Source organism: Azorhizobium sp. AG788 (assembly GCF_004364705.1).
GTDB lineage: Bacteria > Pseudomonadota > Alphaproteobacteria > Rhizobiales > Xanthobacteraceae > Azorhizobium > Azorhizobium caulinodans.
The window spans coordinates 209,767-236,546 of the sequence record NZ_SOBM01000006.1 but is presented as its reverse complement, the minus strand read 5'-3'; the positions used below and the strand labels follow the sequence as shown (position 1 = coordinate 236,546).

The window sequence follows — 26,780 nt, the reverse complement described above, 5'->3', positions numbered from 1 at the left end:
CCGAAGGAGACTTCCATGGCCGCGCAGATGGGCAAGGACCTGCTGCTCAAGATGCTGGATGGCGCCGATTACGTGACGGTCGCGGGCCTGCGCTCGCGCACGCTCGCCTTCAATGCCCAGACGGTGGACGTGACCCATTCCGAGAGCGCCGGCCGCTGGCGCGAACTGCTGGCGGGGGCGGGTGTGAAGCGCGCCAGCATTTCGGGGGCCGGCATCTTCAAGGATGCCGCCTCGGACGCGCTGGTGCGCGCCGCCTTCTTCGCTGGAGAGGTGCGCGACTGCGCGGTGGTGATCCCCGATTTCGGCACCGTTTCCGGTCCCTTCCTCATCAGCGCGCTGGAGATCGCTGGCCAGCATGACCGGGAAGTGACCTTCGACCTGACGCTGGAGAGCGCCGGCGCGCTCGCCTTCGCGGCACTGTGAGGAGACCGGACATGGCCAACCGGCATCGCGGGGAAATCTCCGCACACCTCGGCGGGCGGGACCGCACACTGGTCCTCACGCTCGGCGCGCTGGCCGAACTGGAGGCCGCCTTCGCGGTGGAGGATCTCACGGCTCTGGCCGAGCGCTTCGGGCGCGGGCGGCTCTGTGCGAGCGACATGGTGCGCCTCATCGGCGCCGGCCTGCGGGGAGCGGGCGAAACGATCGATGATGAAGAGGTGGCGCGGCTCGCCTGTCCCGAAGGGGCGGTGGGCTATGCGCGCATCGTTTCGGCTTTGCTCTCGGGCACCTTCGGGGGCGGGGAGGCGCCGCGCCCTCCGGTGCCGCAGGAGACCTGAGCGCGGGGCCGGCACCGTTCCCTTGGGAAGCGGCCATGGCCCTCGGCTTCGGCATTCTGCGGCTGTCCTCCCGCGATTTCTGGTGCCTCACGCCCCGTGAACTGGCCGCCGCCTGCCGTCCGCCCGCTGCCACGTCTTCCGGCCTCGATCGCGCCGGCCTCGCCGCGCTGATGGCCCGCTTTCCCGATGCGCCACGGAGATAGAGATGGAGCCGACCGATCCCGTTTCGCTGGCCCTTACCGCCGACACGTCCGCCTTCACCGCCGGCCTGGCGGAAGCGGAGGCCTCCGCCCGCAACTTCAGCGCCGGCGTGACCTCGGCTTTCTCCGCCGCCGAAGTGCCGGCGCGGGGCTTTTCCAGCGCGCTGGGGGATGCCTTCACCAGCGTCGCTGTGAAGGGGCGCGATCTCGATACGGTGCTGGCGGGGCTGGGCCAGCGGCTTTCCGGCATGGCGCTGAACGCGGCGCTGAAGCCGCTGGAGCAGGGGATCAGCAATAGCATCGGCCAGCTCTTCTCCGGCGCCTTCGCAAACGGCGGGGTGCTGGAGGCGGGCGCGGTGCGCGCCTTCGCGGACGGCGGCGTGGTGTCCGGTGTCCGGGCCTTTGCCGAGGGCGGGGTGGTGGCGGCGCCGACCTATTTTCCCATGGCGTCCGGCGTCGGCCTCATGGGGGAGGCGGGGGCCGAAGCCATCCTGCCTCTGGCGCGCGGCGCGGACGGCGCGCTCGGCGTGCGCACGCAGGCGAGCGGCGGTGGGACGACGACGGTGAATGTCTCGGTGTCAACGCCCGATGCGAGCGCCTTCCGCCGCTCCGATGCCTATCTGTCCGGGCTCATTGCCCGCGCCGTGGCGCGCGGTCAGCGCAGCCTGTGAGACGGTGGGCGGTTCGTTCAGCGCATCTGCTTCCAGGGATCACCGGCCGGTGCCGGCGTGCCGGACGCGGCGGCGGTGGGCGTGTTGGTGAAACCCTGGTTGGGCGCATTGCTGGGCGCGGTGCCGCGGGCCGCGGTCATCTCCACGCTGCCGCTGAGCTGCATGCAGGTGTCGGAGCCTGAAATCCGCTTGAATCCCGGCCCCATGGCCGCGCAGGCGACGTCCGCTGCGGTCGGCTTGGTCTGTGCCAGAGCGGGAAGGGCGAGCGACGGCGCCAGAGCCAGCAGTGCGACACTGAGGCGGCCAAGGCGCGGGACAAAACGCATGGGGCAACTCCGGCAGGCAGATCGCGAAAAGACCGGGGCGATGAGCCTGGCGCGGTCGAAGCCGCTGGCCGTGATCCATCCCACCCGATCCGTCACAACCGATCGACAGGAACGCTGGCATCCAATGATGGCGTAACAAGGACCGCCAGCCGGTTGTGCGCGGTGGAGCGCGCGCCGCGACAGGCGGTTCGCACCGGCCTCTCCGCGAGAGAGGCCGAGCGAGCGGATAGCAAAACGGCGCGCGAGACCGCACGCCGTCGATAAGGACCACATGACGGGGACCGGTGGGCCGGTCCCCCCCGATCACTTCGCCTTGGCGGCCTTCTTGGCCGGGGCCTTCGCAGCGGCGGGCTTCGCAGGCGCGGCCTTCGCGGCAGGAGCCTTGGTGACAGCCGCCTTGGCAGGGGCCGCCTTCGCCTTCGGCGCAGCCTTCGCAGCAGGCGCCTTTGCGGCCGGGGCCTTCGCCTCGGTGGCGGGCGCGGCCTCCTTGGCAGCCGCCTTCTTGGCGGGCGCCTTGGCCGGCTTGGCGGGTTCGGTTTTCGCCGCTTCGACCTTCGCGGCCTTCGGCGCCGGCGCGGCCTTCGGAACGGCCGACTTGGCGGCCGTGGCCTTCGGCGCCGCAGCCTTCGCGGCGGCGGGCTTGGCAGCGGTCTTCGGAGCCGCCGCCTTGGGCGCCGCAGCGGTCTTGGCAGCGGCAGCCTTGGGCGCGGCGGCCTTGGCGGGAGCCTTCGCCTTGGCGGCGGGCTTCGCGGCCGCGGCCTTGGCGGGCGCCGGCTCAGCAGCCTTGGCCGGGGCCTTCGCCGCCTTCGCGGGCGCCTTGGCTGCGGGCTTCTCGGCCGCCTTGGCGGGAGCCTTCGCAGCCGCTTTCGCAGGTGCCTTGGCCGGCGCCTTGGCAGCGGCGGGCTTCTTCGCGGCAGCGGGCTTGGCGGAAGCGGTCTTCACCGGAGCGGTCTCGGCGGCCGGCGTGGGAGCGGCCGGGGGCGCAGCTTCGGTCTTCTTGGCAGCCGGCGCCTTGGCGGCGGCGGTCGTCGTCCGGGTCGTCTTGGCCATCAGGCGGCTCCATCCTTCGATGGTTGGAAGTCAAAGCGCGGCTCTCAACTATGTCAAGACTGAAACTATTAACGGAACGCCAGAATTGAGCGGAGTAGACATAAGATGCCCTCCTTTCATGAGGTTTTGTTTCCGCTCGATGTGGCACTCGGTGCCGCAGGTGGCCCAGAACGGGTGACGGAGGTCGTCACAACCGCTTCCGGCCGCGAGGAACGCAACACCCGGCGCGCTGATTCGCGGCGCAGGTGGGACGCCGGATACGGCGTGAAAAGCCTCCGCGCGCTGCACGAGGTGCTGGCCTTTTTCGAGGAGCGCAGGGGCCGCCTCCATGGCTTCCGCTGGCGCGATCCGACCGACCCGTCCTCGGGCGCTCCGGATGCCGCGCCGACCCCCTTCGATCAGCGTATCGGCACCGGCGATGGAACGACCCTCGCCTTCCAGCTGGTGAAGACCTACGGCAGCCATTTCGCGCCTTATGTGCGGACCATTGCGAAGCCCGTCGCGGGCAGCGTGCGGGTCGCGGTGGGCGGCGTGGTGATGGCCGAGGGGACGGCGTTTTCCTGCGATCCGGCGAGCGGGCGCGTGACCTTTGCGGAGGGGCATGTGCCGCCCGCTGGGGCGACCATCACCGCCGGCTTCCGCTTCGACGTTCCGGTGCGCTTCGACACTGATTTCCTCGAGATCAATCTCACCCATTTCGCTGCCGGGGAGATCCCCCGCATTCCCATCATCGAGATCCGTCCGTGAGGATGCCATGCGCCGCTTTCCGGATGCCCTCTCCGCCGCTCTCCAGGCGGGCGCCACGACGTTCTGCAACGGCTGGCGCATCACCCGCCGCGACGGCCACGTGCAGGGCTTCACCGACCATGACCGCGACCTCGTCATCGATGGCGTCACCTTCCATGCGGCCAGCGGCATTTCCGCCAGCGAGAGCACGCTCGCGGCGGGCCTTGCGGTGACCGGCATGGAAGTGTCCGGCGCCCTCTCCGGCGAGACGCTGGAAGAGGCCGCGCTGGCCGCCGGCCTCTATGACGGCGCCCTCCTCGACTTCCTGCTCATCGATTGGCAGGCCCCGGAAACGTACGTCCTGCTCCGGCGGGGTACGCTCGGCGAGGTGCGCCGCCAGGGCCTGTCCTTCACCGCGGAATTGCGCGGCCTCGCCGATGGGCTCAACCAGACGCGCGGTCGCGTGTTCAGCGCCCTGTGCGATGCGGACCTCGGTGATGCCCGCTGCGGCATCGTGCTTTCGGATGGCCATACGGCCTCCGGCGTGATCGCAGCGATGGGCGCGGACAATCGCCTCGTCGTCTCCGGTCCGGGCGCCGCGGCGGGCAGCTACACCCGCGGGCGCTTCCGCCTCACCGGCGGGGCCGGAGCGGGCTTCGCCTGCGAGGTGAAGGCCCACGCGGTGGACGCGGCAGGTGTGGTGCTCGATCTGTGGCAGGCGCTGCCCGAGGGTATCGTCGCAGGCGATGCGTTCGAGGTGACGGCCGGCTGCGACAAGCAGTTTGCCACCTGCCGTGACCGGTTTGCCAACGCCCGCAATTTTCGCGGCTGCCCGCACATGCCGGGCAATGATTTCGTCTTCTCCGTCGCTGCGCTCGGGGAGGCCGCCTACGACGGCGGCACCCTCGCGTGACGGACGCCGCGCGCCGCGCCGCCATCGTGGCGGAAGCCCGTGCCTGGATCGGCACGCCCTATCATCACCGGGCCTCCGTGAGGGGCGAGGGGACCGATTGCCTCGGCCTGGTGCGCGGCGTCTGGCGGGCGGTGATGGGTGCGGAACCCGAGCCCCTTCCGCCCTATGCCGCCGACTGGGCGGAGGCGTCACGCACGGAGACGCTCATCGCCGCCGCCGACCGCCATCTGGTGTCGGTCCAGACGGCAGCCATGCAGCCCGGCGATGTGCTGCTCTTCCGCTTCCGCGCCCACCTTCCCGCCAAGCACTGCGCCCTGTTGAGCGCACCGGGGCGGATGATCCATGCCTATGACGGCGCGGCGGTGTGCGAGGGCGACTTCGCCCCGTGGTGGCAGCGGCATCTGGCGGCGGTCTTCGCCTTTCCGGGCCGCTGAGCCGGCGCGGCCTGCCTTCCTGAACTCCGGAGACACATCATGGCGACGCTCCTTCTCGGCGCGGCGGGCAGCGCCGTCGGCAGCCTGTTCGGTCCCATCGGTGCGCTGGCGGGCCGGGCGCTCGGGGCGCTCGGCGGTGCGGCGCTCGACCAGATGCTGCTCTCCGGCGGCGGCTCTTCCCGGACGGTGGTCGGGCCGCGTCTGTCCAGCCTCGATGTGATGACCTCGGCGGCAGGCGCCAGCCTCCCGCGCATCTATGGCCGGGTGCGCCTCGGCGGGCAGGTCATCTGGGCGACGCAACTGGAGGAAGTGGCATCCGCCTCCACGCCCCGCAGCGGCGGCAAGAGCGCGGTGTCCGGCAGCCGCACCAACACCACCGTCTCCTACAGCTATTTCGGCAGCTTCGCGGTCGGCCTGTGCGAGGGACCGGTGACGCGGATCGGCCGCATCTGGGCCGATGGCAAGCCGCTCGACCTGACCGGCGTCACGGTGCGCTGCTACACGGGCAGCGAGGCCCAGTCGCCCGATCCCTGGATCGAGGCCAAGCAGGGCGCAGGCAACACGCCCGCCTATCGCGGCCTGGCCTATGTGGTGTTCGAGCGCCTGCCCCTTGCTCGCTATGGCAACCGCCTGCCGCAGATCACCGTGGAGGTGGAGCGCGCCATCGGCCAACTGGAACAGCAGGTGCGGGCGGTGACGCTGATCCCCGGCGCCACCGAATTCGGCTATCAGCCGGACCTCGTGCAGCGGGTCACCGGCTATGCTGCCTACGCGCCCGAGAACAGGCACACCGTGAGTGCGCCCACCGACCTTTCGGCCGCCCTCGACCAGTTGCAGGCGCAGTGCCCGAACGTGAAGCGCGTGTCGCTCGTCGTCACCTGGTTCGGCAGCGATCTGCGGGCGGGCGTATGCCGCATCGAGCCCAAGGTGGAGCGACAGGACAAGGAGACGCTGGGAGCCCAGTGGCGCGTCGCCGGCCTCTCCCGCGCCGAGGTCGCGACCGTCTCCTGGTATGGCGGATCGGCGGCCTATGGCGGCACGCCCTCCGACGCCAGCGTGATGGGCGCCATCGCCGCCCTCAAGACGCGCGGGCTGGAGGTGGCGCTCAATCCCTTCATCATGATGGACATCCCCTCCGGCAACGGCCTGCCGGACCCGTGGACGCTCGGCGCCGATCAGGCACCCTATCCCTGGCGCGGGCGCATCACCTGTGATCCCGCACCCGAACGCCCCGGCTCGCCCGATGGATCTGCTCAGGCGGAAGCACAGATCGATGCGCTTTTCGGCGACGCGCAGGCGGAGCACTTCCTGCGCTTCGGCACCGACCTCTTCTATATCGGCCCGCTGGAATGGAGCCTCAGGCGCATGGTGCTGCACTATGCCCATCTTGCGGTGATGGCGGGCGGTGTCGAGACCCTGCTCATCGGCTCCGAGATGGCCGCGCTCACCCGCGTGCGCGGGCCGGGCGGGAGCTTCCCCGCGGCCGAGCGCCTCGCCCGCCTCGCCGCCGACGCGAAGGGCATCGTGGGGGCGGGAACGAACGTCTCCTACGGCGCCAACTGGGACGAATATGGCGGGCAGGCCTTCGCCGACGGCACGCTCGCCTTTCCGCTCGACGTCGTGTGGGGATCGCCGGCGGTGGATTTCGTCGGCATCGATTATTACGCCCCGCTCGCCGACTGGCGGGACGGCGCGGACCATCTCGACGCCGCCCGCGCCGTCACGCTTTATGACCGCGCCTATCTGAAGGCGAACCTGCGCGGTGGCGAGAATTACGACTGGTTCTATGCGGACGAGGCCGCCCGCGCGGCGCAGGTGCGCATGCCCATCACCGATGGCGCCTATGGCGAGCCCTGGGTCTTCCGCCAGAAGGACCTCTGGTCCTGGTGGGCGAACGCCCATCACGCGCGGCCGGGAGGCGTGCGCGATGGCGCCCCCACCGCCTGGGTGCCGGGCGCGAAGCCCATCCGCCTCATGGAGATGGGCTGCGGGGCCGTGGACAAGGGGCCGAACCGGCCCAGCACCTTCCCCGATGCCAAATCCTCCGAGGGCGGCTTCCCGCCCTTCTCCAACCGGGGACGGGACGATTTTATCCAGCGCCGCACACTGGAGATGATGACCGCAGCCTTCGATCCCGCCTTCGGCGCGAGCGATGTCGACAATCCCCCTGCTTTCGTGCCCGGCGGGCGGATGGTGGACCCCGGCATCTATCTGTGGACCTGGGATGCCCGGCCCTTTCCCTATTTCCCGCTCGCCACCTCGGTCTGGGCGGACGGCGAGAACTGGGAGACGGGCCACTGGCTCCCCGGCCGCCTCGGCACCGCCCCGCTCGATGCGCTGGTGGCGCGCATCTGCGCCGACCATGGCCTCTCCGATGTGGATGCCAGTGCGCTCGAAGGCGTGGTGGACGGCTATGTGGTGAGCGATCCCACCACCGCCCGAGCGGCCATCGAACCGCTGGCCCGCGCCTTCGCCTTCGATGCGGTGGAGGAGGGGGCGACGCTCGTCTTCCGACCGCGCGGACGGCGCGTCGTCACGTCGCTCGACGAGGACGACCTTGTGGCGCAGGAGGATGCCGCTCCGCTGCTGCTCACCCGCGCGCAGGAAACCGAGTTGCCGCTGGAGGTCGAGATCGCCTTCGGTGACGGCGGCGCGGACTATCGGCGCCGCACGGTGTCATCCCGCCGTCTCGCCGGTGCCGCGCGCCATGTGACGCTGCTGGAGGTGCTGGCGATGGCGAGCGACGCGCTGATGGTGCGCGCCGCCGACATGCTCCTCCAGGACACATGGGCGGGGCGCGAGGAGGCCCGTTTCACCCTCCCGCCGTCCTTGCGGGCGCTTCAGCCGGGCGACGTGGTGGACCTCACCTGCGACGGGCGCACCCGGCGCCTCGAAATTCGTGAAATCAGCGATGGGGAGGGGCGGGCGGTGACGGCCCGCACCATCGATCTTTCTGTCTTCCGCTCCGCTCTGCGGCGCGCCTCGGCGCCGCCCGTGCCGGTGGCGCGCGCGTCGGGGCCGCCGGGCGTGCTGCTGCTCGACCTGCCGCCGCTCGACGCCAGCGATCCGCCGGTGCTTCAGTATCTTGCCGCCACCGCCACCCCATGGCCGGGTGCGCTCACCGTCTGGCGCTCCAGCGATGGGGCGAGCTTCACGACGCTCGCCAGCGTCACCACCCCGGCGACCATCCTCTCACTCCTCGATCCGCTGCCGCCGGGGCCGCTCTGGCGTTTCGACCGCTCCACCCGTGCGCGCGTGGAGCTGCTGGCCGGCGCGCTGGTCGGCCGCAGCGAGGCGGACGTGCTGGAGAAGGCGAACGCGCTGGCGCTGGTGGCGGAGGGGCGCGCGAGCGAGGTCCTGCAATTCGCACAGGCGGAACTGCTGGGGTCGGGCGTTTATGAACTCTCCGGCCTGCTCCGCGGACAGGCTGGTACTGAGGCTGAGGTGGCGCAGAGCTGGCCCGCCGGCACGCGGGCCGTGCTGCTGGACGCGGCTCTGGTGCCGCTCACTTCGGACCTCTCGCCGCTCGGCCGTAGCGTCCTCTATCGCATCGGCCGGGCCGACCGGGACCATGGCGACGCGCAGGTGCTCGAAATCTCCACCAACGTACCGGACACCGCGCTCCGACCCTATGCGCCGGTGCATCTTGCCGGGACGCGCACCTCGGCGGGCATCGCGATCTCCTGGGTCCGCCGGACGCGCTTCGACGGCGATGGCTGGGCTGGCGTCGAAGTGCCACTCGGGGAGGGGGCCGAGCACTACCGCGTGGAGATCCTCTCCGGCGAAGCGGTGCTGCGGACAGTCGAAACGCCGGAGACGGACTTTCTCTATCCGACCGCCGACGAACTGCTGGATTTCGGCACGCCGCAGGCCCGGATCACCGTGCGCATCACCCAGCTCTCCGCACTCATCGGCACCGGTCGCCCGGCGGTTGCGACGCTGAGCGTCTGATCTTTCTGGACAAGGAAACCGTCATGGCCTCCGAGACCACCGCCAATCTCGCGCTGCCCTATCTCGCGGCGGCGCAGGCGCAGAAGCATGTCACCCACAATGAGGCGCTGCGGGCCCTGGACGCACAGGTGCACCTGCGGCTCGAAAGCCTGACCGCGCTGACACCCCCGGCCGCGCCCGCGGAGGGCGCGCGATGGTTCGTGCCTGTGGGCGCGAGCGGCGTCTTCGCGGGGCATGCCGGGCGCATCGCCGCCTATGAGGCGGGTGCGTGGGACGTCCTGCCCTGCGTGCCGGGAACGCTGGCGTATGTCGCCGATCAACGCCGCCTGCGACTCTTTGATGGCACCGCCTGGGTGTCGCCCCTCGCCAGTGGCGCCCGCGGCGGCATGCTGGAAGCGGTCGTGCTTGAGGAGGACGTGTTCCTGTTCGGAACGAGTGTCGCCACCACAACCGTCATTCCAGCCCGTGCCGTGGTGATCGGCGTCTCCACGCGGACGCTGGAAACGGTCACCGGCGCCACCGCCTATCACTGCGGCATCGCGGGGGAGCCGTCCGCCTTCGGTGGTTCTCTGGGCGCGGCAGCGGGAAATACCAATGCCGGCGTCATCGGACCCCGCGCCTTTTATACGGATACGCCGGTGGTTCTCACTGCGCAGGGCGCGGCCTTCACGGGCGGGCAGGTGCGCGTGGCGATCCATTATCTTCTCTGTGCCGTGCCCGGCGCCTCGGGCGGCGGCTACGTGCCGGCGCGGGCCGAGACGGTGGCGCTGGTCGCCCGCATGCCCGCTCCGGCGCCGTCGCGGCAATATCTCATGGACCGGCTGGTCGGGGCCCTGGTGGATGCCGGCGTGTGGGCCAAGCTCGATGCGCTCTATGTCCTCGCCGCACCCGATTCCGCCTCGGCGCGGGTGAACTGGGTCTCCGCCGCCTATGGCCTCACCGAGGTGAACAGCCCCGCCTTCAGTGCCGATCGCGGCTATCGGTCGGACGGCGCCACTTCCCATCTGCGCACGGGCTTCGTGCCGAGCGGCGCGGCCCGCTTCCGTCAGGCCTCCGCCAGTCTCGGCGTGTGGGTGGCGGAGAACGGCCGGCGGGGCCTCACCATCGGTGCCCTCCAGTTGCCTGGCTATCAGGGCAGCCATATCGCCCGCTACGGCGCCGGCGATGGCGACTATTGTGCGCTGACGATCAACCAGACGGGCATCATCCCCGTGGTCAATTACAGCGCCTTCCTCGACCCCGGATTTTATACGGCGACCCGGACCGACGGCGCTTCGGTCGTGCGGTATCGCAACGGTGCGCTCGTGGAGAGCGTGTCCGCGGCGGCCTCAGCCCCGTCGACGCTGGAATTCTATCTGCTGGCCATCAATGCGGGAGGGACGCCCTACGTTAATGGCACCAGCCGCGTCTCTGCGGCCTTCATCGGCGGCGGACTGACGGCGGCGGAGGTGGCGGCCCTTGACGCGGCGCTGCGCGCTTATCTCACGGCGCTCGGCGCATGAGTGTGGAGGATATCATGACCGATGTTGCCGTGGCCGATGACGCCATCGCCTGCCTGATCCTGACCCCGGCCCAGGCCGACGTGCTGCGCGGCGAAACGACGCCGGGCGCGGCGCTGGAGCCGGTGTGTCTCGCGGATGGCGAGACCTTCGTGCTGCCCGCGGCCGTGCGGGACGATCCCGCACATGCGACCCGGCGCGAGACGCTGGCGGATCTGCCGGTGCGCGTGCTGGGGCGCGAGGCGTTCGCCCGTCCGGCCGTCTGACCTCACCAGGATTTACGTACCCAAGGGCATTCCATGCGCGAGCGGTGGTAGGTGACCTCGTGCAGCGCCAGGCCGGAAAAATAGCTGCAGGTCATTTCGTCGCCCCGGAAGGAGCGCCAATAGAGCAGGCCCATTGAGTTGGCGTGCAGGAAGAAGATGACCGACACCGCGATCACGATCAGCCCAAGAAACGCCACGGCGAGGGCCCGTTCCATTTATGCACCCCGGAAGGAACTGCTTTCCGTAAGGACGTTGCAACCAACTCATAGGATACGGGCGCGGGTGCCGTCCAGCTTCCGTTGCCGCGTCGGTGCCGCGTGGGCTGTGCCGCTCCATGATACCGAAGCGGCTCGGGCCCTGCGGTTGCAGCAAAAGCCAAGCTCGCGCCTGGCGCGGGGAGCGTCCCGAGATGTACACAGCAGACCTGACAGAAGCCGCGCGCTCTGGCATTCTCCCGCCCGGCCTGAGGTGTGGTCGGCGAGGACGAAGACGTGCGTCTGCTGGTGATAGAAGACGATCCGGATCTGAACCGGCAATTGGTGAATGCGCTGGGTGAAGCGGGATACGCTGTCGATACGGCCTTCGACGGGGAGGAGGGGCACTTCCTCGGCGACAGCGAGCCGTATGACGCGGTGGTGCTGGACATCGGCCTGCCCAAGCTCGACGGCATCTCCGTCCTGGAGCATTGGCGCCGGGCCGGCCGCCGCATGCCGGTGCTGATCCTTACTGCCCGCGACCGCTGGAGCGACAAGGTGCAGGGCTTCGATGCCGGTGCCGATGACTATGTGGCCAAGCCCTTCCACATGGAGGAGGTGCTCGCCCGCCTGCGTGCGCTGCTGCGCCGCGCCAGCGGCCATGCCTCCAGCGAGCTGACCTGCGGTCCCGTACGTCTCGATACACGTTCCGGCCGCGTCTCGGTGGGTGGCTCGCCGGTGAAGCTCACCAGCCATGAATATCGCCTGCTCTCCTATCTCATGCACCATGCCGGCCGCGTCGTCTCCCGCGCCGAACTGGTGGAGCATCTCTACGAGCAGGATTTCGACCGCGACTCGAACACCATCGAGGTGTTCGTCGGCCGCCTGCGGAAGAAAATCGACTGCGACGTGATCCAGACCGTCCGTGGCCTGGGCTATCTTCTGGCAGCGCCGGAGACCGCGCGCTGAGCATGCCCGCCTTCCGGCAGACCGTCCCATGATCCTGCCGCGCACGCCCGGCTCTCTCGCCTTCCGCCTGTTCCTGTCGGCGGTGGTGGTCACGGCGCTGATCCTGCTCGTGGTGGGCGTCGTGCTGTCCTCGCTCTATCGCGACGGCGCCGAGCGCGCCTTCGACCGGCGCCTCGACGTCTATCTGAAGACCATCGTGGGCGGCCTTGCGACCGGCGACATGCCCGACACCGGCGAACTGCCGGAGCCGCAGGGCCTCACGGACCCGCTGTTTCTTTTCCCCTTTTCCGGCTGGTACTGGCAGATGAGCCGGCTCGATGGTCCCGAGCCGGCCTCCCGCCGTTCGCGCTCGTTGCCCGAGGGCGGCCTGCCGAGCCTCGAAGCTCTGGGGGTCGTAGAGCGGCCGGGCGGCGTGCGCGAGGGCTATGCGCCGGGTCCCGAAAAGCAGATGCTGCGCCTCGTGGAGCGCACCCTCGACCTGGGGCAGGACGGGCGCTACCGCATCACGGTGGCGGGCGATGCCTCCGAGATCGAGGACGAGATCACCAATTTCAATCTCGCCCTGGTCGGCACCTTCGGTGTGCTGGGCCTCGCCTTCCTGCTCACCGTGCTGTTCCAGGTCCGCTTCGGTCTGCGGCCGCTGGTGCGCATCCGCGAGGCGCTGTCCGCCGTGCGGTCCGGCAAGGCGGAACGGCTCGAGGGAGAATATCCGGAGGAGGTCGCCCCGCTGGTGGCGGAGGTGAACGCCCTCATCGACGCGAACAAGGAGATCGTGGACCGCGCCCGCACCCATGTGGGCAATCTCGCCCATGCGCTGAAGACGCCGCTCTCCGTCCTGCTCAACGAGGCCGGCAACCGGGACGATCCGCTGGCGGTGCGCGTGCGCGACCAGGCGACGCTCATGCGCGACCAGGTGGGCCACCATCTGGAGCGGGCCCGCATGGCGGCCCGCGTCTCCGTCGTCGTGAGCGTGTGCGATGTCATCCCCATCGTCACCGGCCTTTCGCGCACCATGGAGAAAATCCACCGGACGCGCGACCTCTCCATCGAGGTGGAAGTGGTGGGCGAGGACATCCGCTTCCGGGGCGAGCGGCACGATCTGGAGGAGATGATCGGCAATCTCATCGACAATGCCTGCAAATGGGCGGCGGGACGGGTGTTCGTGCGGGTGGCGATGGAGCCGCGCGGCGCCAGCGACCGGGCCTATTTCCGGGTGGTGATCGATGATGACGGCCCTGGCCTCAGCCCCGGCAAGCGGGCGGAGGTGCGCCGGCGCGGGCGGCGGCTCGACGAATCCAAGCCGGGTTCCGGCCTCGGCCTGTCCATCGTCCATGAACTCGCCTCGCTCTACGGGGGACGGTTCGACATGAACACCGCGCCTCTTGGCGGATTGCGTACGGAACTGGTATTGCCCGCAGCCTGACCCGAAGGTGGGGCGGTCCGCCGCAGGCAGGCCCCTCCGCTTTCTCGTAAATTTTGTATCCTGTGCGTGCTCCGGTCCGTCCGCCGGAGACCCGAGCGAAGGCTCAGCCATGATCGCGCCGAAGGTCATCTGTGTGTCGTTCCTTGCCCTTGCGCTCGCCGGCTGCGTCAGCACGTCCGACGATGGGCCCAAGGTCGCCTCGGCGCCGGCGCCCGTGGTGTCCACCTCGCCCGTGCTCGGCGTGACGGCGGGTTATGCCAATGCGCCGCTGGACGAGACGGACAAGCAACGCGCCTATGCCGCCGAAGTGCAGGCGCTGGAATATGGCGGTCCCGGCAGCCCGGTTGGCTGGAAGGGGGACAGCGGTGCCTACGGCACGGTCATTGCCGGCCCCGCGTATGCCCGGCCAGGCAATCCCCAGTGCCGCGATTACTCACATACCATTTATGTGCAGGGTCGACCCCTGACGACCCGCGGGGTCGCCTGCCGGGCGGCGGACGGCACCTGGGGCGCGCCAAGCTGACGCAGGGTCGCCCCGCAGCGCCCGATCTTCCGGCGGCTATCTAATGACGCTTGCGTGAGACGCCGTCGCGGCGAAGGCCCGCGACGGAAAGCAGCGTTGCATTTCCTTCCTGCTCCGATACGGCAGTTGTCATGATGTCCCTTCCGCTGTTCATCGCCTTTGCGCTGATGACCGCCGCCGCGGTCATGGCCGTGCTGTGGCCCCTGAGCCGCAGGCGCGAGGCGCACAGCGAGCGCGAGGCGGACCTTGCGGTCTATCGCGACCAACTCGCCGAGATCGGCCGCGATCAGGCGGCCGGACGCCTGCCGGCCGAGCAGGCCGAAGCGGCGCGCATCGAAGTCAGCCGCCGCATCCTCGCCGCCGCCGGCACGGCGGGAGAGGCTTCGCCAGCCGAGGCGAACGGCGTGCGCCGGCGACGGCTCGCCGCCATCTTCGTGCTCATCCTGATTCCCGTGGTGGCCGCCGGCATCTACGGATTCACCGGCGCGCCCTCCGTGCCCGGCGCGCCGCTTGCCGCGCGTCTCACGGCACCGCCGGACGGCACCGACATCGCCATCCTCGTGCGGCGGGTGGAGGAGCATCTGGCGGCCAATCCCAATGACGGGCAGGGCTACGAACTGCTTGCGCCGGTCTATGCCCGCATGGGGCGCCTCGAGGATGCGGCGCGCGCCTATCGGCAGGCCATCCGCCTGCTGGGCAACAGCGCCGAGCGGCAGGTGGCCCTCGGCGAGGTGCTGACGGTTGCGGCCAACGGCATGGTCACTCAGGAGGCCGCGCAGGCCTTCGCCGCCGCCGCGGCGCTGGACCCGCAGTCGGTGAAGGCCCGCTATTTCCTCGGCCTCGCCGCCGAGCAGGACGGCCGCAAGGCGGATGCCGCCGCCCTCTGGTCGAGCCTGCTCCAGAGCGCGCCGGCCGATGCGCCGTGGCGCCCGATCGTCACCGCGGCGCTGGCGCGTGTGGGCGGCAGGGCCCCGTCCTCCTCCGTCCTGCGCCTGCCGCAGCCCGCGACATCGGCGACGGCACCGGGCCCTTCCGCCGAGGACGTGGCCGCGGCTGCCCAGCAGACGCCGGAGCAGCGTTCCGCCATGATCATGGGCATGGTCTCGCGGCTGGAGGAGCGGCTCGCCGCCGATCCGAAGGATCTCGACGGCTGGCTGCGGCTCGCACGGGCCTGGAGCGTGCTCGGCGACAAGACCAAGGCGGAGGCCGCGCTCCAATCTGCGCGCAAGGCCTTCGCCGATGATGCAGAGGCGGGCCGCCGCATCGATACGGCGCGGCAGGAACTGGGGCTCGGGGGTTAGGCTGCAACCAGCCGATGCAGGTCAAGGATCGGGCTGGAGAACTGCTGTATGAGGGCTGGAGCTTGGAGACGTTAAGACCGTGACCCGTAAAAGCCGCCGCCTCATTCTCATCGGCGCGGGCCTCGGCGTGCTCGCGCTCGCTGCCGGCCTGATCCTGACCGCCCTCAACGACACCATCGTCTTCTTCCGCACGCCCACGGAAGTGGCGCAGCAGCAGATCGCGCCCGGCGCCCGCCTGCGCCTCGGCGGCCTTGTGGAGCCGGGCAGCGTCGCCAAGAGCGGTGCGTCCGTGCGCTTTGCGGTGACGGACGGCAATTCCAAGGTCACGGTGGCTTACACGGGCCTCCTGCCGGACCTGTTCCGGGAAGGGCAGGGCGTGGTGGCGGAAGGTGTGCTCCAGAGCGACGGCACCGTGAAGGCCGACAGCGTGCTCGCCAAGCATGACGAGCGCTACATGCCCCGCGAGGTGGCCGACGCACTGAAGAAGTCCGGCCACTGGAAGGAAGGCGAGGAGGGTGGCCCCGTGCCGCCAGCCGCCAAGACGCCCGGTCCCCAGTCGTCCGCCGCCCCGCCCGCCGCCTCTCCTGCCCGGAGCACCCCATGATCGCGGAACTCGGCCATTACGCGCTCGTCCTCGCGCTCGCCCTGTCGCTGGTGCAGATGGTGGTGCCGGCCTGGGGCGCGGCGAAGCAGGACCCGGTTCTCATGGGCGTCGCCGGGCCGGTGGCGCTGGCGCTGCTGCTGTTCGTCTCCGCCGCCTTTGCGGCGCTGGTCGCGGTCTATGTGACGTCCGATTTCTCGGTGGCGAACGTGGTGGAGAATTCCCACTCGCAGATGCCGCTCGTCTACAAGATCACCAGCACCTGGGGGAACCACGAGGGTTCCATGATGCTCTGGGTGCTCGTGCTGGCGGTGTTCGGCGCGCTGGTGGCGGTGTTCGGGGCCAATCTGCCCGACCGCCTGAAGGCCAATGCGCTGGCCGTGCAGGGCGCCATCGCCACAGCCTTCCTCGCCTTCATCCTGCTCACCTCCAATCCCTTCCTGCGCATTCTCCAGCCGCCGGCGGAAGGCCGCAGCCTCAATCCGGTCCTGCAAGACCCCGGCCTCGCGATCCACCCTCCGCTGCTCTACCTCGGCTATGTGGGCCTCTCCATCGCCTTCTCCTTCGCCATGGCGGCGCTGATCGAGGGGCGGATCGACGCCGCCTGGGCGCGCTGGGTGCGGCCCTGGACGCTGGCCGCCTGGGTGTTCCTGACGCTCGGCATCGCCATGGGCTCCTACTGGGCCTATTACGAACTCGGCTGGGGCGGCTGGTGGTTCTGGGATCCGGTGGAGAACGCCTCCCTCATGCCGTGGCTCGCGGCCACCGCACTGCTTCACTCGGCCGTAGTCATGGAGAAGCGTGACGCGCTGAAGATCTGGACGGTGCTCCTCGCCATCCTGGCCTTCTCGCTGTCGCTGATCGGCACCTTCCTCGTGCGGTCCGGCGTCCTCACCTCGGTCCACGCCTTCGCCACCGATCCGGCGCGCGGCGTCTTCATTCTCGGCATTCTCACCGTCTTCATCGGCGGCAGCCTGCTGCTGTTCGCGCTGCGGGCCGGGGAGTTGCGGCAGGGCGGCCTGTTCGCGCCGGTCTCCCGCGAGGGGGCTCTGGTGATGAACAATCTGTTCCTCACCGCCGCCACCGCCTCGGTCTTCGTCGGCACGCTTTATCCGCTGGCGCTGGAAGCCTTCACCGACACCAAGATCACCGTGGGCCCGCCCTTCTTCAATCTCACCTTCGGCGGGCTGATGCTGCCGCTGGTCTTCGCCATTCCGTTCGGCCCGCTGCTGGCCTGGAAGCGCGGCGACCTGCTGGGCGTCGCCCAGCGCCTCACCCTTGCCGCTGGCCTTGCGGTGGTGGCCATCGTCGTTACGGCGGCGGCCGCTGGCGGGGGACCGATCACGCCGGCCATTCTCATCGGCCTCGGCGTCTTCATCATCGCCGGCGCGTTGACCGAGCTGGCCGAGCGGGCGGGCGTCGGCCGGGTGCCGGCGCGGGTCGCCTGGGCGCGCTTCCGGGGCGTGCCGCTCTCGGCGCTGGGGACCGCCGTGGCCCATCTCGGGGTCGGCGTCTGCCTCATCGGCATCGTCTCCGAGAGCGCCTGGAGCCTGGAGCGCATCGCCTCCATGAAGGTGGGCGATACGGTCACCATCGGCACCCGCAGCCTGACGCTGGACCGCCTGGAGAACCGCTCCGGCCCCAATTATGCGGCACGTGTGGCGGTGTTCGACATCCGCTCCGGCGGCACGCCGGCCGGCACCGTGGAGACCTCCCGGCGCAGCTTCGAGGCGCGGGCCATGGCCACCACCGAATCCGGCATCCGGACCTATGGCTTCAGCCAGCTCTACGTTTCCATGGGCGAGGAAACGCCGGACGGCCATCTCTCCATCCGCGCCACGTGGAAGCCGCTCGTCACGCTCATCTGGCTCGGCGCCGTGGTGATGGCGCTGGGCGGCGGCCTGTCGCTGGCCGACCGGCGGCTGCGCGTCGGCGCGCCGCGTCCCGCCCGCCGCCGGACCCCGGCTGCGGTTCCGGCGGAGTAGGGCCATGACGCGCGTGATCCGCCTTCTTGCGGCGCTGTTCCTCACCTTCAGCGTCCTGCCGGCGCTGGCCGTCCAGCCAGATGAGGTGCTGCCCGATCCGGCGATGGAAGCGCGGGCGCGCGAGCTCTCCAAGGAGCTGCGCTGCATGGTCTGCCAGAACCAGTCCATTGACGATTCCGATGCGCAGCTCGCCCGCGACCTGCGCATCCTCGTGCGCGAGCGGCTGAAGGCGGGTGACAGCAACAGCCAGGTGCTGGATTTCCTCGTCGCCCGCTATGGCGAGTTCGTGCTGATGCGCCCGGTCTTCTCCTGGCGCAACGCACTGCTCTGGGGCACGCCCGGCCTCGTCCTGGTGCTCGGCGCCTGCGCCGCCTTCTTCGCCCTGCGCCGCCGGCCGACGTCCGCGAGCGAGGCCCTGACGCCCGAGGAGGAAGCGCGCGTGAAGGCGCTGCTCGCGGCCTCCGAGGAGCCCGGCACGCGGCCGGAATAGTCGGGCTGCGCCCTCACGGAGCCGTGACGCGTCTTACAGAACCGTAATCTTTCAGCCAGCGGACCGTAAGGCGCGCGGGCCTAGGTTCTCTCTCACGCCCGCCGGACATGGCGGGGATGACCAGAGAGAGACGCATGACCCGCTCCACCAACTCCTCCTTCCTGACGAAGCGCCGCACCGCCCTGATGGCGGGTGTCGTCGGTCTCGCGGTTGCCGGCGTCGCGGTCGGCCAGTTCGGCTACGGGAGCACGCCGGCGCTCGCGCAGGCCACCACCGCCGCCCCCGTCACCGCCCAGAGCTTCTCCTTCGCCGACGTGGTGCAGAAGGTGACCCCGGCCGTGGTGTCGGTGAAGATCAAGAAGGACGTGTCCGCCCAGCAGATGGCCATGGGCGGCGATGACGAATTCGGCGGCGCCGACGTGCCGCCCCAGATCGAGCGCTTCCTGAAGCGCTTCGGGTTCGAGAACGGCCAGGGCGGTCCCGGCGGCATGCAGCGCATGCCCCGCGGCGGCGGCGCCGGCGAGCGCCGCGTCGTGGGCCAGGGCTCCGGCTTCATCATCTCGCCCGACGGCTATGTGGTGACCAACAACCACGTGGTGGATGGCGCGTCCGAGGTGGACGTGACCATGACCGACGGCAAGGAATACACCGCCAAGGTGATCGGCACCGATCCGCGCACGGACGTCGCCCTCATCAAGATCGACGGCAAGAACGACCTGCCCTTCGTGAAGCTGGCTGACGGCGCGCCCCGCGTCGGCGATTGGGTGATCGCGGTGGGCAATCCCTTCGGCCTCGGCGGTACCGTCACGGCTGGCATCGTCTCGGCCCGCGGCCGCGACATTGGCTCCGGCCCCTATGACGACTTCGTGCAGATCGATGCGCCGATCAACCGGGGCAACTCGGGCGGCCCGACCTTCGATCTCAACGGCAATGTCATCGGCATGAACACCGCCATCGTGTCGCCCTCCGGCGGCAACGTGGGCATCGCCTTCGCCATCCCGTCCGAGACGGTGAAGACGGTGGTGGACCAGCTCCGCCAGGACGGCAAGGTGGCGCGCGGCTATATCGGCGTGCAGATCCAGCCCGTGACGGATGATCTCGCCTCCGGTCTCGGCCTCAATGCCGCCGAAGGCGCCCTCGTGGCACAGGTGCAGCCGGACACCCCGGCGGCCAAGGCTGGCCTCAAGAGCGGTGACGTGGTGACCAAGGTCAATGGCGATGCCGTGAAGGACGCCCGCGACCTCAGCCGCAAGATCGGCATGATGAAGCCCGGCGCCTCCGTCGCCCTCACTGTGGTGCGGGACGGCAAGACGCAGGCCTTCAACGTGAAGCTCGAGCAGCTGCCCACCGATCAGCAGATGGCGAGCGCCGACGGCAACGGGCCGGCCACGCATGACGTGCCGCGCCTCGGCCTCCAGCTCGCCCCGGCCAAGAGCGTCCAGGGCGCCGGCGCCCAGGGCGTGGTGGTGACCGAAGTGGACCCGAACGGCCCTGCGGCCGCCCGCGGCATCCGCTCCGGCGACGTGATCCTCGATGTGGGCGGCAAGACGGTCTCCAACCCGTCCGACGTCCGCGAGGGGCTCGCCGCCGCCAAGGCCGAGAACCGCAAGGCGGTGCTCATGCGGGTGAAGGGCGAGCAGGGCGTGCGCTTCGTCGCCATCACCCTAGACAAGTCCAAGGGCTGATCCTCCGCCACCCGGAGGCTGAGGCCTCCGGGACCGGCGACAACCGGCACCGGGTGGCCTCGGAAGGTTAAGGCAGGTGGCACGGGTGCGGGGAACCCCGTGCTTCGCGCCTGCCAAGCGCGCCGGCCTGCGGGGGATCGGCGCGCCCCCGGTCGGACCCGCCTGAAGCGGGCCGGCCGGGCGGAATTCCAGATTGGTGCCGAGGCGGTCCCTTCCGTCGCCCCAACAGCCGCCAAGGTCCAATCGGCGCGGGGAGCCCTTGCTTCCCGCGCCGTCATCGTTTGGGGGCCTCGCGATTTCGCGGACCCGAGAGCTGCAACCGTGCTGCGCCAGCCCGCAATGGTGATCTAGACTGCCATGGACGCGAATCTCGAAACGGACTTCAGCCTTTCCATGCGACTGCTCCTCGTCGAGGACGATCAAGACGCGGCCGACTACCTGCGCAAGGCCTTCCGCGAGGCGGGCCATGTGGTGGACCATGCGGCCGACGGCGAGGATGGCCTCGCCCATGCGCTCGACGGCAAATATGACGTGCTGGTGGTGGACCGCATGCTGCCCCGCCGCGACGGCCTCTCGCTGGTCGCCGAACTGCGTGGGCGCGGCGATGCCACGCCTGTGCTCATCCTCTCGGCGCTGGGACAGGTGGACGACCGCGTGGTCGGACTGCGGGCCGGCGGCGACGATTATCTGCCCAAGCCCTATGCCTTCACTGAACTGCTTGCCCGCGTCGAGGCGCTGTCGCGCCGGGGGGCGCCGCAGGCAGCCGAGACGGTCTATCGGGTGGGCGACCTCGAACTCGATCGCCTCGCCCATCGCGTGACCCGCGGCGGCAAGGAGATCCCGCTCCAGCCGCGCGAATTCCGGCTGCTCGAATATCTCATGCGGCACGCGGGGCAGGTGGTGACGCGCACCATGCTGCTGGAAAACGTCTGGGACTATCACTTCGACCCCCAGACCAACGTCATCGACGTCCACGTCTCCCGCCTGCGCTCCAAGATCGACAAGGGCTTCGACGTGCCGCTGATCCATACCGTGCGCGGCGCCGGCTACATGGTCCGCGTGGGCCTGCGCTGAGGAGCGTCCGGCATGGCTGAGGCGGCATTACCCCCCTCCCAACCCTCCCCCGCAAGGGGGGAGGGCTTTGTCGCGCATTGTCTTTTCCCACGGTCCTATTCCTCGCACACCCTGCTCCCTCCCCCCTTGTGGGGGAGGGGTGGGGAGGGGGGTAAGGCGGCGGGGTCAGCGGAGCGCCGCCCCTCCAATCCCCCTTGTCCCCTCCAGCCGTCGCGGCGCCCGTCATGATGCTTCCGCGCGACCTGTCGCGCCTCGTCCGCACCACCGCCTTCAAGCTGCTGGCGGTCTATCTCGTCATCTTCGCGCTCTTTGCCGTCTCGATGATTGGCTATGTGGCCTGGCATACGCGCCGGCTGGTCGAGAGCCAGGTGACCGAGAATGTGGATGCGGAGGTGCGCTTCCTCGCCGAGCAGTATCGCCTCGGCGGCATCCAGCGGCTCGTGCTGGTCATCGACCGGCGGGCGCGGCGGCCCGGCTCATCCATCTATCTGCTGACGAATTTCGCCGGCGAGGTGCTGGCCTCCAACGTCTCCGAACTGCCCATCGGCCTGCTCGACCAGCAGGGCACGCGCGTCACCACGTACAAGCGCTCCGAGGAGCCGGGCGCGAAGGAGAACCTCGCTTATGTCGAGGTTTTCATGCTGCCCGGCGGCTACCGGCTGCTGGTGGGCAAGGACATCGAGGACCGCGACACCCTCCGGCAGCTCGTGGTGCGGCCGGCGCAGGGCGCGCTGGTGATGATCCTCATCCTCGGCCTCGCCGGTGGAGTGTTCGTCACCCGCCGGGTGCTGAAGCGCATCGATGCCATGAACGCCACCACCGAGCGCATCATGGCCGGCGATCTCACGGGCCGCCTGCAGGTGAACGGCACGGGTGACGAGTTCGACCGCCTCGCCCAGAGCCTCAATGCCATGCTGGAGCGCATCGAGAGCCTGATGGCCGGGCTGAAGGAAGTCTCCGACAACATCGCCCACGACCTCAAAACGCCGCTCACCCGCCTGCGAAACCGCGCGGAAGAGGCGCTCAGGGGCGCGACCACCGAGGACGAATGGCGGTCGGCGCTGGAGACGACGATCGAGGAAAGCGATGGGCTGATCCGCACCTTCGATGCCCTGCTGATGATCGCCCGCGCAGAGGCGGGACAGGCGCGCGCCAGCATGGTGGAGGTGGACCTCGCCGACATCACCGAGAACGTCGCCGAACTCTATGAGCCGCTGGCCGATGAGCAGGGGCTCGACCTCGTTACCGAGATCGCCCCGGCGTCCATCGTCGGCCTGCGAGAACTTCTGGCGCAGGCGCTCTCCAACCTCATCGACAATGCCATCAAATACGGCGTTCCCCGTGACGGCGTGCGCGGGCGAATCGTCGTCTCCCTGCACCGTCAGGATGGCTTTGCCGTCCTCTCCGTGACCGACAGCGGGCCGGGCATTCCCGATGCCGACCGGGACCGGGTGGTGGAGCGCTTCGTGCGGCTGGAGGCGAGCCGGTCGCGGCCGGGTTCGGGTCTCGGCCTGTCGCTGGTGGCTGCCGTGGCGCGGCTTCACGGGGGACAGCTTTCGTTCAGCGACGCCGCGCCGGGCCTGCGGGCGACGCTCCGCCTGCCGATCCGCGCCCTGCCCAGCGAGATGACCATCGCGCGCACACTGGACGGCCGCTGACGGGTGCGGCGTTTTCACGCTTAAGCGCGCAGGACGCGCGCGACTCTCTCCGGCGGTGCGGCCGCGCCGCCGGCTGCGGCAGGCGGTGATGCTTGACTGGGCGGTGCCGGCGGCGCGCGAAAGCCGGCTCTAAATCCTTGATGCGCCACATGGGACCCGCGCAAATTTTGCCGTAAAGCGGCCGGCGCGGCGTCTATGGGCTTGCGCGCGGGGCGTACCTTGTGCCTTTAAGACAGGCAATGACCGCATTGACCTCCCCTTCTCCTGAACTCGGGCCTGGTCTCGCCGCTGCGATCCGGGAAGCGCCGGTGCTTTTCGATGAAGCGGCGGCGGCGGTGAAGCTCTCCCACACCCTCGAGCGGTTCGCGGACCACGACCGCGCGAGCCTCGATGCCCTTCTCGTTGCCCATCCCATGGCACGGCAGGTGGTGCTCGGCGTCATGGAGGGAGCGCCCTTCCTCACCGACGTCATCCGCCGGGAGCCCGCCCGCCTCTTGCGCGCGCTTGAGACCGATCCCGTCGCCCGGGTGGCCGCGCTCGTCGCGGCGGCGGGCGTGCAGGTGCGCGAGGCCGAGGACGAGGCAGCGGTGATGCGGGCGCTGCGCCGCATGCGCAGCGAGGCGGCCCTCGTCATCGCCCTCGCCGATGTCGGCGGTGTGCTGCCGCTCATGGACGTGACGCGGGCCCTGACCCGCGTGGCCGATACGGCGGTCGCGCTGGCGCTGGATTTCCTGCTGCGCGAGGCAGCGGGCAGCGGCAAGCTGCTGCTGCCGGACCTCAACGTGCCCGGCAAGGGTTCGGGTCTCGCCGCCATCGCCATGGGCAAGCACGGCGCGGGCGAACTCAACTATTCCAGCGATGTGGACCTGATCCTGGTCTATGACCGGGCCGTGGCCCCGCTCGGCCCCGATGCCGAGGCGAGCCCCACCTACGTGCGCATCGCCAAGGGCCTCGTGCGTCTGCTCCAGGAGCGCACCGAGGACGGTTATGTCCTGCGCGTGGACCTGCGCCTCCGGCCTGATCCGGGCTCGACGCAGGTGGCGCTCTCCACCGCCTCGGCGCTCGCTTATTACGAGCGCGAGGGCGCGACCTGGGAGCGCGCGGCCTATATCAAGGCGCGGCCGGTCGCCGGCGACCTTGTGGTGGGCCGGGAGTATCTCGACGAGCTCGCCCCCTTCGTCTGGCGCCGGGTGCTGGATTATCAGGCCATCTCCGACGTCCACGCTATGAAGCGCGAGATTCATGCCTTCCGCGGGCATGAGGTGGTGGCGGTCGAGGGGCACAATGTGAAGCTTGGCCGTGGCGGCATCCGCGAGGTCGAGTTCTTCGTCCAGACCCAGCAGCTCATCGCCGGCGGCCGCGACCGCGACCTGCGCTCGCCGCGCACGCTGGAGGCGCTGGGCGCGCTGGTGGACCACCGCTGGATCGCTCCCGAGGTGCGGGACGATCTGTCCGAGGCCTATGTCTTCCTGCGCCGGGTCGAGCATCGTCTCCAGATGGTCGCCGACGCCCAGACCCATACGCTGCCGGAGGGCCGGGAGGCCCTGGAGGCCTTCGCCCGCTTCATGGGCTACAAGGACCGCGACAGCTTCGCGGCCGCCCTCGTGGAGCGGCTCCAGCGGGTGCAGGGCCATTACGCCCATCTGTTCGAGGACAGTGTCACCCATCCCTGCCTCCAGGGCGAACTCCACTTCCCGCTGGACCGGGACGACCGCGCGACGCTCGGCACCCTGTCCCGCCTCGGCTTCCGCGATCCGCCGGCCGCCAGCCGTCTGGTCCGCGAGTGGCTGGCCGGGCAGCCGCGTGCGCTGCGCACGGATGCGGCGCGCGAGCATCTCGCCCGCATCGTGGCCCTTCTCATCGAGCAACTGTCCCATGGCGGCGACCCGGACGGCGCGCTCAATGCCATGGACAGCTTCCTGCGCGACCTGCCCGGTCCGCACCTGCTGGCGGCGCTGGAGCACAATCCGGACCTTGTGCGCCTCATCGCCACCATCGTCAGCGCCGCCCCGCGCCTCGGCGAGACGCTGGCCCGACGCCCCTCGCTCGCCGATGCGCTGCTCGATCCCGCCTTCTTCGACGTGCTGCCCGACGAGCCGGCCCTCGCCGCCCATCTCGAAGCCTTGCTCGATGCGGCGCCGAATGAGGAAGAACAGTTCGACCGCGCCCGCCGCTTCCGGCAGGAACAGCACGTTCTGATCGGCGTGCGCATCGTTTCCGGAACGCTGCCGGCGGCGCGGGCGGGCGAGGCCTATGCCCGCGTGGCGGAGGTCATCATCCGCGCCCTGCACGCCCGCGTCTGGGCGCGCTTCGTGGAGGCGCACGGCAGCATTCCCGGCGCGGATACGGCGGTGCTCTCCATGGGCAAGCTCGGCAGCCGCGAGATGACCGCCGGCTCCGACCTCGATCTCATCGTGCTCTACGATTTCGATCCGGCCTCGGACGGCACGTCGGACGGCCCGCGCCCGCTGGTCGGAGCGCAGTATTTCGCCCGCTTCACCCAGCGCCTCGTCACCGCTCTGACCAGCCTCACCAATGCCGGCAAGCTCTATGACGTGGACCTGCGCCTGCGCCCGTCCGGCCGCTCCGGCCCGGTGGCGACGCGCATCGGCTCGTTCGAGAATTACCAGCGCACCGAGGCCTGGACCTGGGAGCACATGGCGCTGACCCGGGCGCGGATCATCTCGGCGAGCCCCGCCTTTGCCCGGCGCGTGGAGCAGGTGATCCTGCAGGTGCTCGCCCATCCGCGTGATCCCCGCCGCATCGCCGGCGACATTCTCGACATGCGCCGGGCCATCGCGGCAGAGAAGGGCGAAAGCGACCGCTGGAACCTCAAGCACGCGGCCGGCGGACAGGTGGACGTGGAGTTCCTCGCCCAGTTCCTTGTGCTCATCCATGCCGAACGGCATCCGGAGATCGTCGATACCGCGACGGCGCGCATCCTCACCGTGGCGGGCTGGCTTCAGCTCCTGAGCCCCGAGGATTGCCAGACCCTCTCCAACGCCTGCCGGCTCTATCAGGATCTCACGCAGGTGCTCCGCCTCGCCATCGACCGGCCATTCGTGCCGGCGCAGGCGAGCCCGGCGCTGAAAGCGCTGCTGGCGCGGGCGGGCGAGATGCCGGACTTCTCCTCCCTCGACGCCCATCTCACCGACACGGAAGCGCGCGTGCGGGCCATCTTCGAGCGCATTCTGGAAGCCGCTTCCGCCTGAGCGGGGTGGCGGCGCACGTCCGCGCGAGCGGGCGGACCTGCGGCGCGGCTTTGGGGTTATGATCGTCGCAAGGCACGGACGCCCCGTGCCGTTCCGCGGAGGATCGCCCCATGGACGCCACGCCCACCGCTTCCTTGCTCAACGCCTCCTTGCCCGCCGCTTCGTCCCGCCCCGCCGTCTCCCGCCGTGCCGCTCTGGCCTTCGGGGCCGGCGCCATGGCGAGCGTGCTCGCCGCGCCCCATGTCGCCCGCGCCGCCGTGCCCTTCGTCCTGCCGCCGCTGCCCTATGCGGAGGATGCGCTGGTGCCGACCATCTCGGCCCGCACCGTCGGCCTGCATTACGGCAAGCACCACAAAGGCTATTACGACAAGCTGAACCTGCTGGTGCAGGGCAAACCCTATGCGGACATGACGCTCGCCGAGGTGGTGGTCGCCGCCCGCAAGGCCAATGACGCGGACGTCTTCAACAATGCCGCTCAGGCCTGGAACCACAATCTCTACTGGGAGAGCTTCAAGGGCGGCCCCGCGGCGCCGAAGGGCGCCTTTGCCCAGCAGGTGGAGAAGGATTTCCAGTCCCTCGTCGGCCTTCAGCGCAAGCTGGTGGAGCAGGGCGACAAGGTGTTCGGCACCGGCTGGGTCTGGCTCGTGCGCGATGGCGACAAGCTCGACATCATCGGCATGAAGGACGCCATCAACCCGCTGCCCGACGGCAAGACCGTGCTGCTCGGCATCGACGTGTGGGAGCACGCTTATTATCTCGACTATGAGAACCGCCGCACCGCCCATGTGGAGGCGGTGGTGAAGGACCGCGTGAACTGGCAGGTGGTCGGCGAGCGCTGGGGCTAAGGCGC

At 70.0% G+C, this 26,780-nt stretch carries 25 protein-coding genes; 22 read left to right on the top strand and 3 right to left on the bottom strand.

What is annotated here, in order from left to right; translation table 11 throughout:
• Positions 1 to 15 precede the first annotated feature (15 nt).
• Genes DFO45_RS17095 through DFO45_RS17080 form a run of 4 tightly spaced genes read left to right on the top strand, consistent with a single transcriptional unit; the run spans position 16 to position 1,650 of the window.
• Complete coding sequence (locus DFO45_RS17095; protein WP_012169649.1) at positions 16 to 423, top strand: phage major tail protein, TP901-1 family; 408 nt, start codon at positions 16 to 18, stop codon at positions 421 to 423.
• Between the two features lie 11 nt (positions 424 to 434).
• Positions 435 to 779, top strand: a complete 345-nt coding sequence (locus tag DFO45_RS17090) for a gene transfer agent family protein (protein WP_043878959.1) — start codon at positions 435 to 437, stop codon at positions 777 to 779.
• Entirely contained in the window at positions 776 to 982 is a 207-nt protein-coding gene (locus tag DFO45_RS17085; RefSeq protein ID WP_133865823.1) for a rcc01693 family protein, read from the top strand. The genes DFO45_RS17090 and DFO45_RS17085 overlap by 4 nt, the downstream gene beginning before the upstream one ends.
• Before the next feature lie 2 nt (positions 983 to 984).
• Positions 985 to 1,650, top strand: coding sequence for a phage tail tape measure protein (locus DFO45_RS17080; RefSeq protein WP_133865822.1), 666 nt, complete (start codon positions 985 to 987; stop codon positions 1,648 to 1,650).
• A gap of 17 nt (positions 1,651 to 1,667) precedes the next feature.
• Here the strand turns inward: DFO45_RS17080 and DFO45_RS17075 are convergent, their stop codons facing one another.
• Both DFO45_RS17075 and DFO45_RS17070 read right to left on the bottom strand, forming a co-directional pair.
• Positions 1,668 to 1,976, bottom strand: coding sequence for a hypothetical protein (locus DFO45_RS17075; protein WP_043878960.1), 309 nt, complete (start codon positions 1,974 to 1,976; stop codon positions 1,668 to 1,670).
• Positions 1,977 to 2,279: 303 nt separating this feature from the next.
• Positions 2,280 to 3,026, bottom strand: coding sequence for a hypothetical protein (locus DFO45_RS17070; protein WP_208299819.1), 747 nt, complete (start codon positions 3,024 to 3,026; stop codon positions 2,280 to 2,282).
• 105 nt (positions 3,027 to 3,131) lie between these two features.
• On the opposite strand from DFO45_RS17070, the gene DFO45_RS17065 reads away from it, so the two are divergent.
• Genes DFO45_RS17065 through DFO45_RS17040 form a run of 6 tightly spaced genes read left to right on the top strand, consistent with a single transcriptional unit; the run spans position 3,132 to position 10,815 of the window.
• Positions 3,132 to 3,773: a DUF2460 domain-containing protein gene (locus tag DFO45_RS17065; protein WP_133865821.1), complete on the top strand. Its 642-nt coding sequence runs from the start codon at positions 3,132 to 3,134 to the stop codon at positions 3,771 to 3,773.
• Positions 3,774 to 3,780: 7 nt separating this feature from the next.
• Entirely contained in the window at positions 3,781 to 4,665 is an 885-nt protein-coding gene (locus DFO45_RS17060; RefSeq protein WP_133865820.1) for a DUF2163 domain-containing protein, read from the top strand.
• Complete coding sequence (locus DFO45_RS17055) at positions 4,662 to 5,099, top strand: NlpC/P60 family protein (RefSeq protein ID WP_133865819.1); 438 nt, start codon at positions 4,662 to 4,664, stop codon at positions 5,097 to 5,099. Before DFO45_RS17060 ends, DFO45_RS17055 begins: the two co-directional genes overlap by 4 nt.
• A gap of 39 nt (positions 5,100 to 5,138) precedes the next feature.
• Positions 5,139 to 9,050 (top strand): glycoside hydrolase/phage tail family protein, encoded by a 3,912-nt coding sequence (locus DFO45_RS17050; RefSeq protein WP_133865818.1) that lies wholly within the window; start codon positions 5,139 to 5,141, stop codon positions 9,048 to 9,050.
• 23 nt (positions 9,051 to 9,073) lie between these two features.
• Positions 9,074 to 10,552 (top strand): DUF2793 domain-containing protein, encoded by a 1,479-nt coding sequence (locus tag DFO45_RS25505; RefSeq protein ID WP_133865817.1) that lies wholly within the window; start codon positions 9,074 to 9,076, stop codon positions 10,550 to 10,552.
• A gap of 14 nt (positions 10,553 to 10,566) precedes the next feature.
• Positions 10,567 to 10,815 carry a hypothetical protein gene (locus DFO45_RS17040; protein ID WP_133865816.1) on the top strand — a complete coding sequence of 83 codons (249 nt, stop codon included), beginning with the start codon at positions 10,567 to 10,569 and terminating at the stop codon, positions 10,813 to 10,815.
• Positions 10,816 to 10,817: 2 nt separating this feature from the next.
• On the opposite strand, the gene DFO45_RS17035 is transcribed toward DFO45_RS17040, so the two are convergent.
• Positions 10,818 to 11,030 carry a hypothetical protein gene (locus DFO45_RS17035; protein WP_043878963.1) on the bottom strand — a complete coding sequence of 71 codons (213 nt, stop codon included), beginning with the start codon at positions 11,028 to 11,030 and terminating at the stop codon, positions 10,818 to 10,820.
• Positions 11,031 to 11,306: 276 nt separating this feature from the next.
• Between DFO45_RS17035 and DFO45_RS17030 the strand changes: the two genes are divergently transcribed.
• From DFO45_RS17030 to DFO45_RS16975, 12 genes are all read left to right on the top strand, one after another.
• Positions 11,307 to 11,978, top strand: coding sequence for a response regulator transcription factor (locus DFO45_RS17030; protein WP_012169660.1), 672 nt, complete (start codon positions 11,307 to 11,309; stop codon positions 11,976 to 11,978).
• Between the two features lie 28 nt (positions 11,979 to 12,006).
• Positions 12,007 to 13,401, top strand: a complete 1,395-nt coding sequence (locus tag DFO45_RS17025; protein ID WP_012169661.1) for a HAMP domain-containing sensor histidine kinase — start codon at positions 12,007 to 12,009, stop codon at positions 13,399 to 13,401.
• Positions 13,402 to 13,510: 109 nt separating this feature from the next.
• On the top strand, positions 13,511 to 13,924 hold the full coding sequence (locus DFO45_RS17020) for a LipA protein (RefSeq protein ID WP_012169662.1): 414 nt from the start codon (positions 13,511 to 13,513) through the stop codon (positions 13,922 to 13,924).
• Between the two features lie 131 nt (positions 13,925 to 14,055).
• The gene (gene ccmI / locus DFO45_RS17015) at positions 14,056 to 15,225 is read left to right on the top strand and encodes a c-type cytochrome biogenesis protein CcmI (RefSeq protein ID WP_245518152.1); all 1,170 of its coding nucleotides are present in this window, start codon (positions 14,056 to 14,058) and stop codon (positions 15,223 to 15,225) included.
• Between the two features lie 79 nt (positions 15,226 to 15,304).
• Positions 15,305 to 15,829 (top strand): cytochrome c maturation protein CcmE, encoded by a 525-nt coding sequence (gene ccmE / locus DFO45_RS17010; protein ID WP_133865815.1) that lies wholly within the window; start codon positions 15,305 to 15,307, stop codon positions 15,827 to 15,829.
• Entirely contained in the window at positions 15,826 to 17,811 is a 1,986-nt protein-coding gene (locus tag DFO45_RS17005) for a heme lyase CcmF/NrfE family subunit (protein WP_133865814.1), read from the top strand. Before ccmE ends, DFO45_RS17005 begins: the two co-directional genes overlap by 4 nt.
• A gap of 4 nt (positions 17,812 to 17,815) precedes the next feature.
• The gene (locus tag DFO45_RS17000) at positions 17,816 to 18,301 is read left to right on the top strand and encodes a cytochrome c-type biogenesis protein (protein ID WP_133865813.1); all 486 of its coding nucleotides are present in this window, start codon (positions 17,816 to 17,818) and stop codon (positions 18,299 to 18,301) included.
• A gap of 134 nt (positions 18,302 to 18,435) precedes the next feature.
• Positions 18,436 to 19,986: a Do family serine endopeptidase gene (locus DFO45_RS16995; RefSeq protein WP_043878964.1), complete on the top strand. Its 1,551-nt coding sequence runs from the start codon at positions 18,436 to 18,438 to the stop codon at positions 19,984 to 19,986.
• A 357-nt stretch (positions 19,987 to 20,343) separates the two neighbouring features.
• A complete protein-coding gene (locus DFO45_RS16990; protein WP_133865812.1) occupies positions 20,344 to 21,060 on the top strand; it encodes a response regulator transcription factor in 717 nt (238 codons plus the stop codon).
• Positions 21,061 to 21,284: 224 nt separating this feature from the next.
• Positions 21,285 to 22,718 carry an ATP-binding protein gene (locus tag DFO45_RS16985; protein ID WP_245518151.1) on the top strand — a complete coding sequence of 478 codons (1,434 nt, stop codon included), beginning with the start codon at positions 21,285 to 21,287 and terminating at the stop codon, positions 22,716 to 22,718.
• A gap of 239 nt (positions 22,719 to 22,957) precedes the next feature.
• Positions 22,958 to 25,930, top strand: coding sequence for a bifunctional [glutamine synthetase] adenylyltransferase/[glutamine synthetase]-adenylyl-L-tyrosine phosphorylase (locus tag DFO45_RS16980; protein WP_133865811.1), 2,973 nt, complete (start codon positions 22,958 to 22,960; stop codon positions 25,928 to 25,930).
• 110 nt (positions 25,931 to 26,040) lie between these two features.
• Positions 26,041 to 26,775 carry a superoxide dismutase gene (locus tag DFO45_RS16975; RefSeq protein WP_133865810.1) on the top strand — a complete coding sequence of 245 codons (735 nt, stop codon included), beginning with the start codon at positions 26,041 to 26,043 and terminating at the stop codon, positions 26,773 to 26,775.
• The last annotated feature ends 5 nt before the right edge of the window (positions 26,776 to 26,780 follow it).

Excerpts from the sequence above, each read along its gene's own strand:
- DFO45_RS17095 (WP_012169649.1), top strand. The coding sequence starts at position 16 with ATGGCCGCGCAGATGGGCAAGGACCTGCTGCTCAAGATGCTGGATGGC.
- DFO45_RS17090 (WP_043878959.1), top strand. The coding sequence starts at position 435 with ATGGCCAACCGGCATCGCGGGGAAATCTCCGCACACCTCGGCGGGCGG.
- DFO45_RS17080 (WP_133865822.1), top strand. The coding sequence starts at position 985 with ATGGAGCCGACCGATCCCGTTTCGCTGGCCCTTACCGCCGACACGTCC.
- DFO45_RS17075 (WP_043878960.1), bottom strand. The coding sequence starts at position 1,976 with ATGCGTTTTGTCCCGCGCCTTGGCCGCCTCAGTGTCGCACTGCTGGCT.
- DFO45_RS17070 (WP_208299819.1), bottom strand. The coding sequence starts at position 3,026 with ATGGCCAAGACGACCCGGACGACGACCGCCGCCGCCAAGGCGCCGGCT.
- DFO45_RS17065 (WP_133865821.1), top strand. The coding sequence starts at position 3,132 with ATGCCCTCCTTTCATGAGGTTTTGTTTCCGCTCGATGTGGCACTCGGT.
- DFO45_RS17060 (WP_133865820.1), top strand. The coding sequence starts at position 3,781 with ATGCGCCGCTTTCCGGATGCCCTCTCCGCCGCTCTCCAGGCGGGCGCC.
- DFO45_RS17050 (WP_133865818.1), top strand. The coding sequence starts at position 5,139 with ATGGCGACGCTCCTTCTCGGCGCGGCGGGCAGCGCCGTCGGCAGCCTG.
- DFO45_RS25505 (WP_133865817.1), top strand. The coding sequence starts at position 9,074 with ATGGCCTCCGAGACCACCGCCAATCTCGCGCTGCCCTATCTCGCGGCG.
- DFO45_RS17040 (WP_133865816.1), top strand. The coding sequence starts at position 10,567 with ATGACCGATGTTGCCGTGGCCGATGACGCCATCGCCTGCCTGATCCTG.
- DFO45_RS17035 (WP_043878963.1), bottom strand. The coding sequence starts at position 11,030 with ATGGAACGGGCCCTCGCCGTGGCGTTTCTTGGGCTGATCGTGATCGCG.
- DFO45_RS17025 (WP_012169661.1), top strand. The coding sequence starts at position 12,007 with ATGATCCTGCCGCGCACGCCCGGCTCTCTCGCCTTCCGCCTGTTCCTG.
- DFO45_RS17020 (WP_012169662.1), top strand. The coding sequence starts at position 13,511 with ATGATCGCGCCGAAGGTCATCTGTGTGTCGTTCCTTGCCCTTGCGCTC.
- ccmI (WP_245518152.1), top strand. The coding sequence starts at position 14,056 with ATGATGTCCCTTCCGCTGTTCATCGCCTTTGCGCTGATGACCGCCGCC.
- DFO45_RS17005 (WP_133865814.1), top strand. The coding sequence starts at position 15,826 with ATGATCGCGGAACTCGGCCATTACGCGCTCGTCCTCGCGCTCGCCCTG.
- DFO45_RS17000 (WP_133865813.1), top strand. The coding sequence starts at position 17,816 with ATGACGCGCGTGATCCGCCTTCTTGCGGCGCTGTTCCTCACCTTCAGC.
- DFO45_RS16995 (WP_043878964.1), top strand. The coding sequence starts at position 18,436 with ATGACCCGCTCCACCAACTCCTCCTTCCTGACGAAGCGCCGCACCGCC.
- DFO45_RS16990 (WP_133865812.1), top strand. The coding sequence starts at position 20,344 with ATGGACGCGAATCTCGAAACGGACTTCAGCCTTTCCATGCGACTGCTC.
- DFO45_RS16985 (WP_245518151.1), top strand. The coding sequence starts at position 21,285 with ATGATGCTTCCGCGCGACCTGTCGCGCCTCGTCCGCACCACCGCCTTC.
- DFO45_RS16980 (WP_133865811.1), top strand. The coding sequence starts at position 22,958 with ATGACCGCATTGACCTCCCCTTCTCCTGAACTCGGGCCTGGTCTCGCC.
- DFO45_RS16975 (WP_133865810.1), top strand. The coding sequence starts at position 26,041 with ATGGACGCCACGCCCACCGCTTCCTTGCTCAACGCCTCCTTGCCCGCC.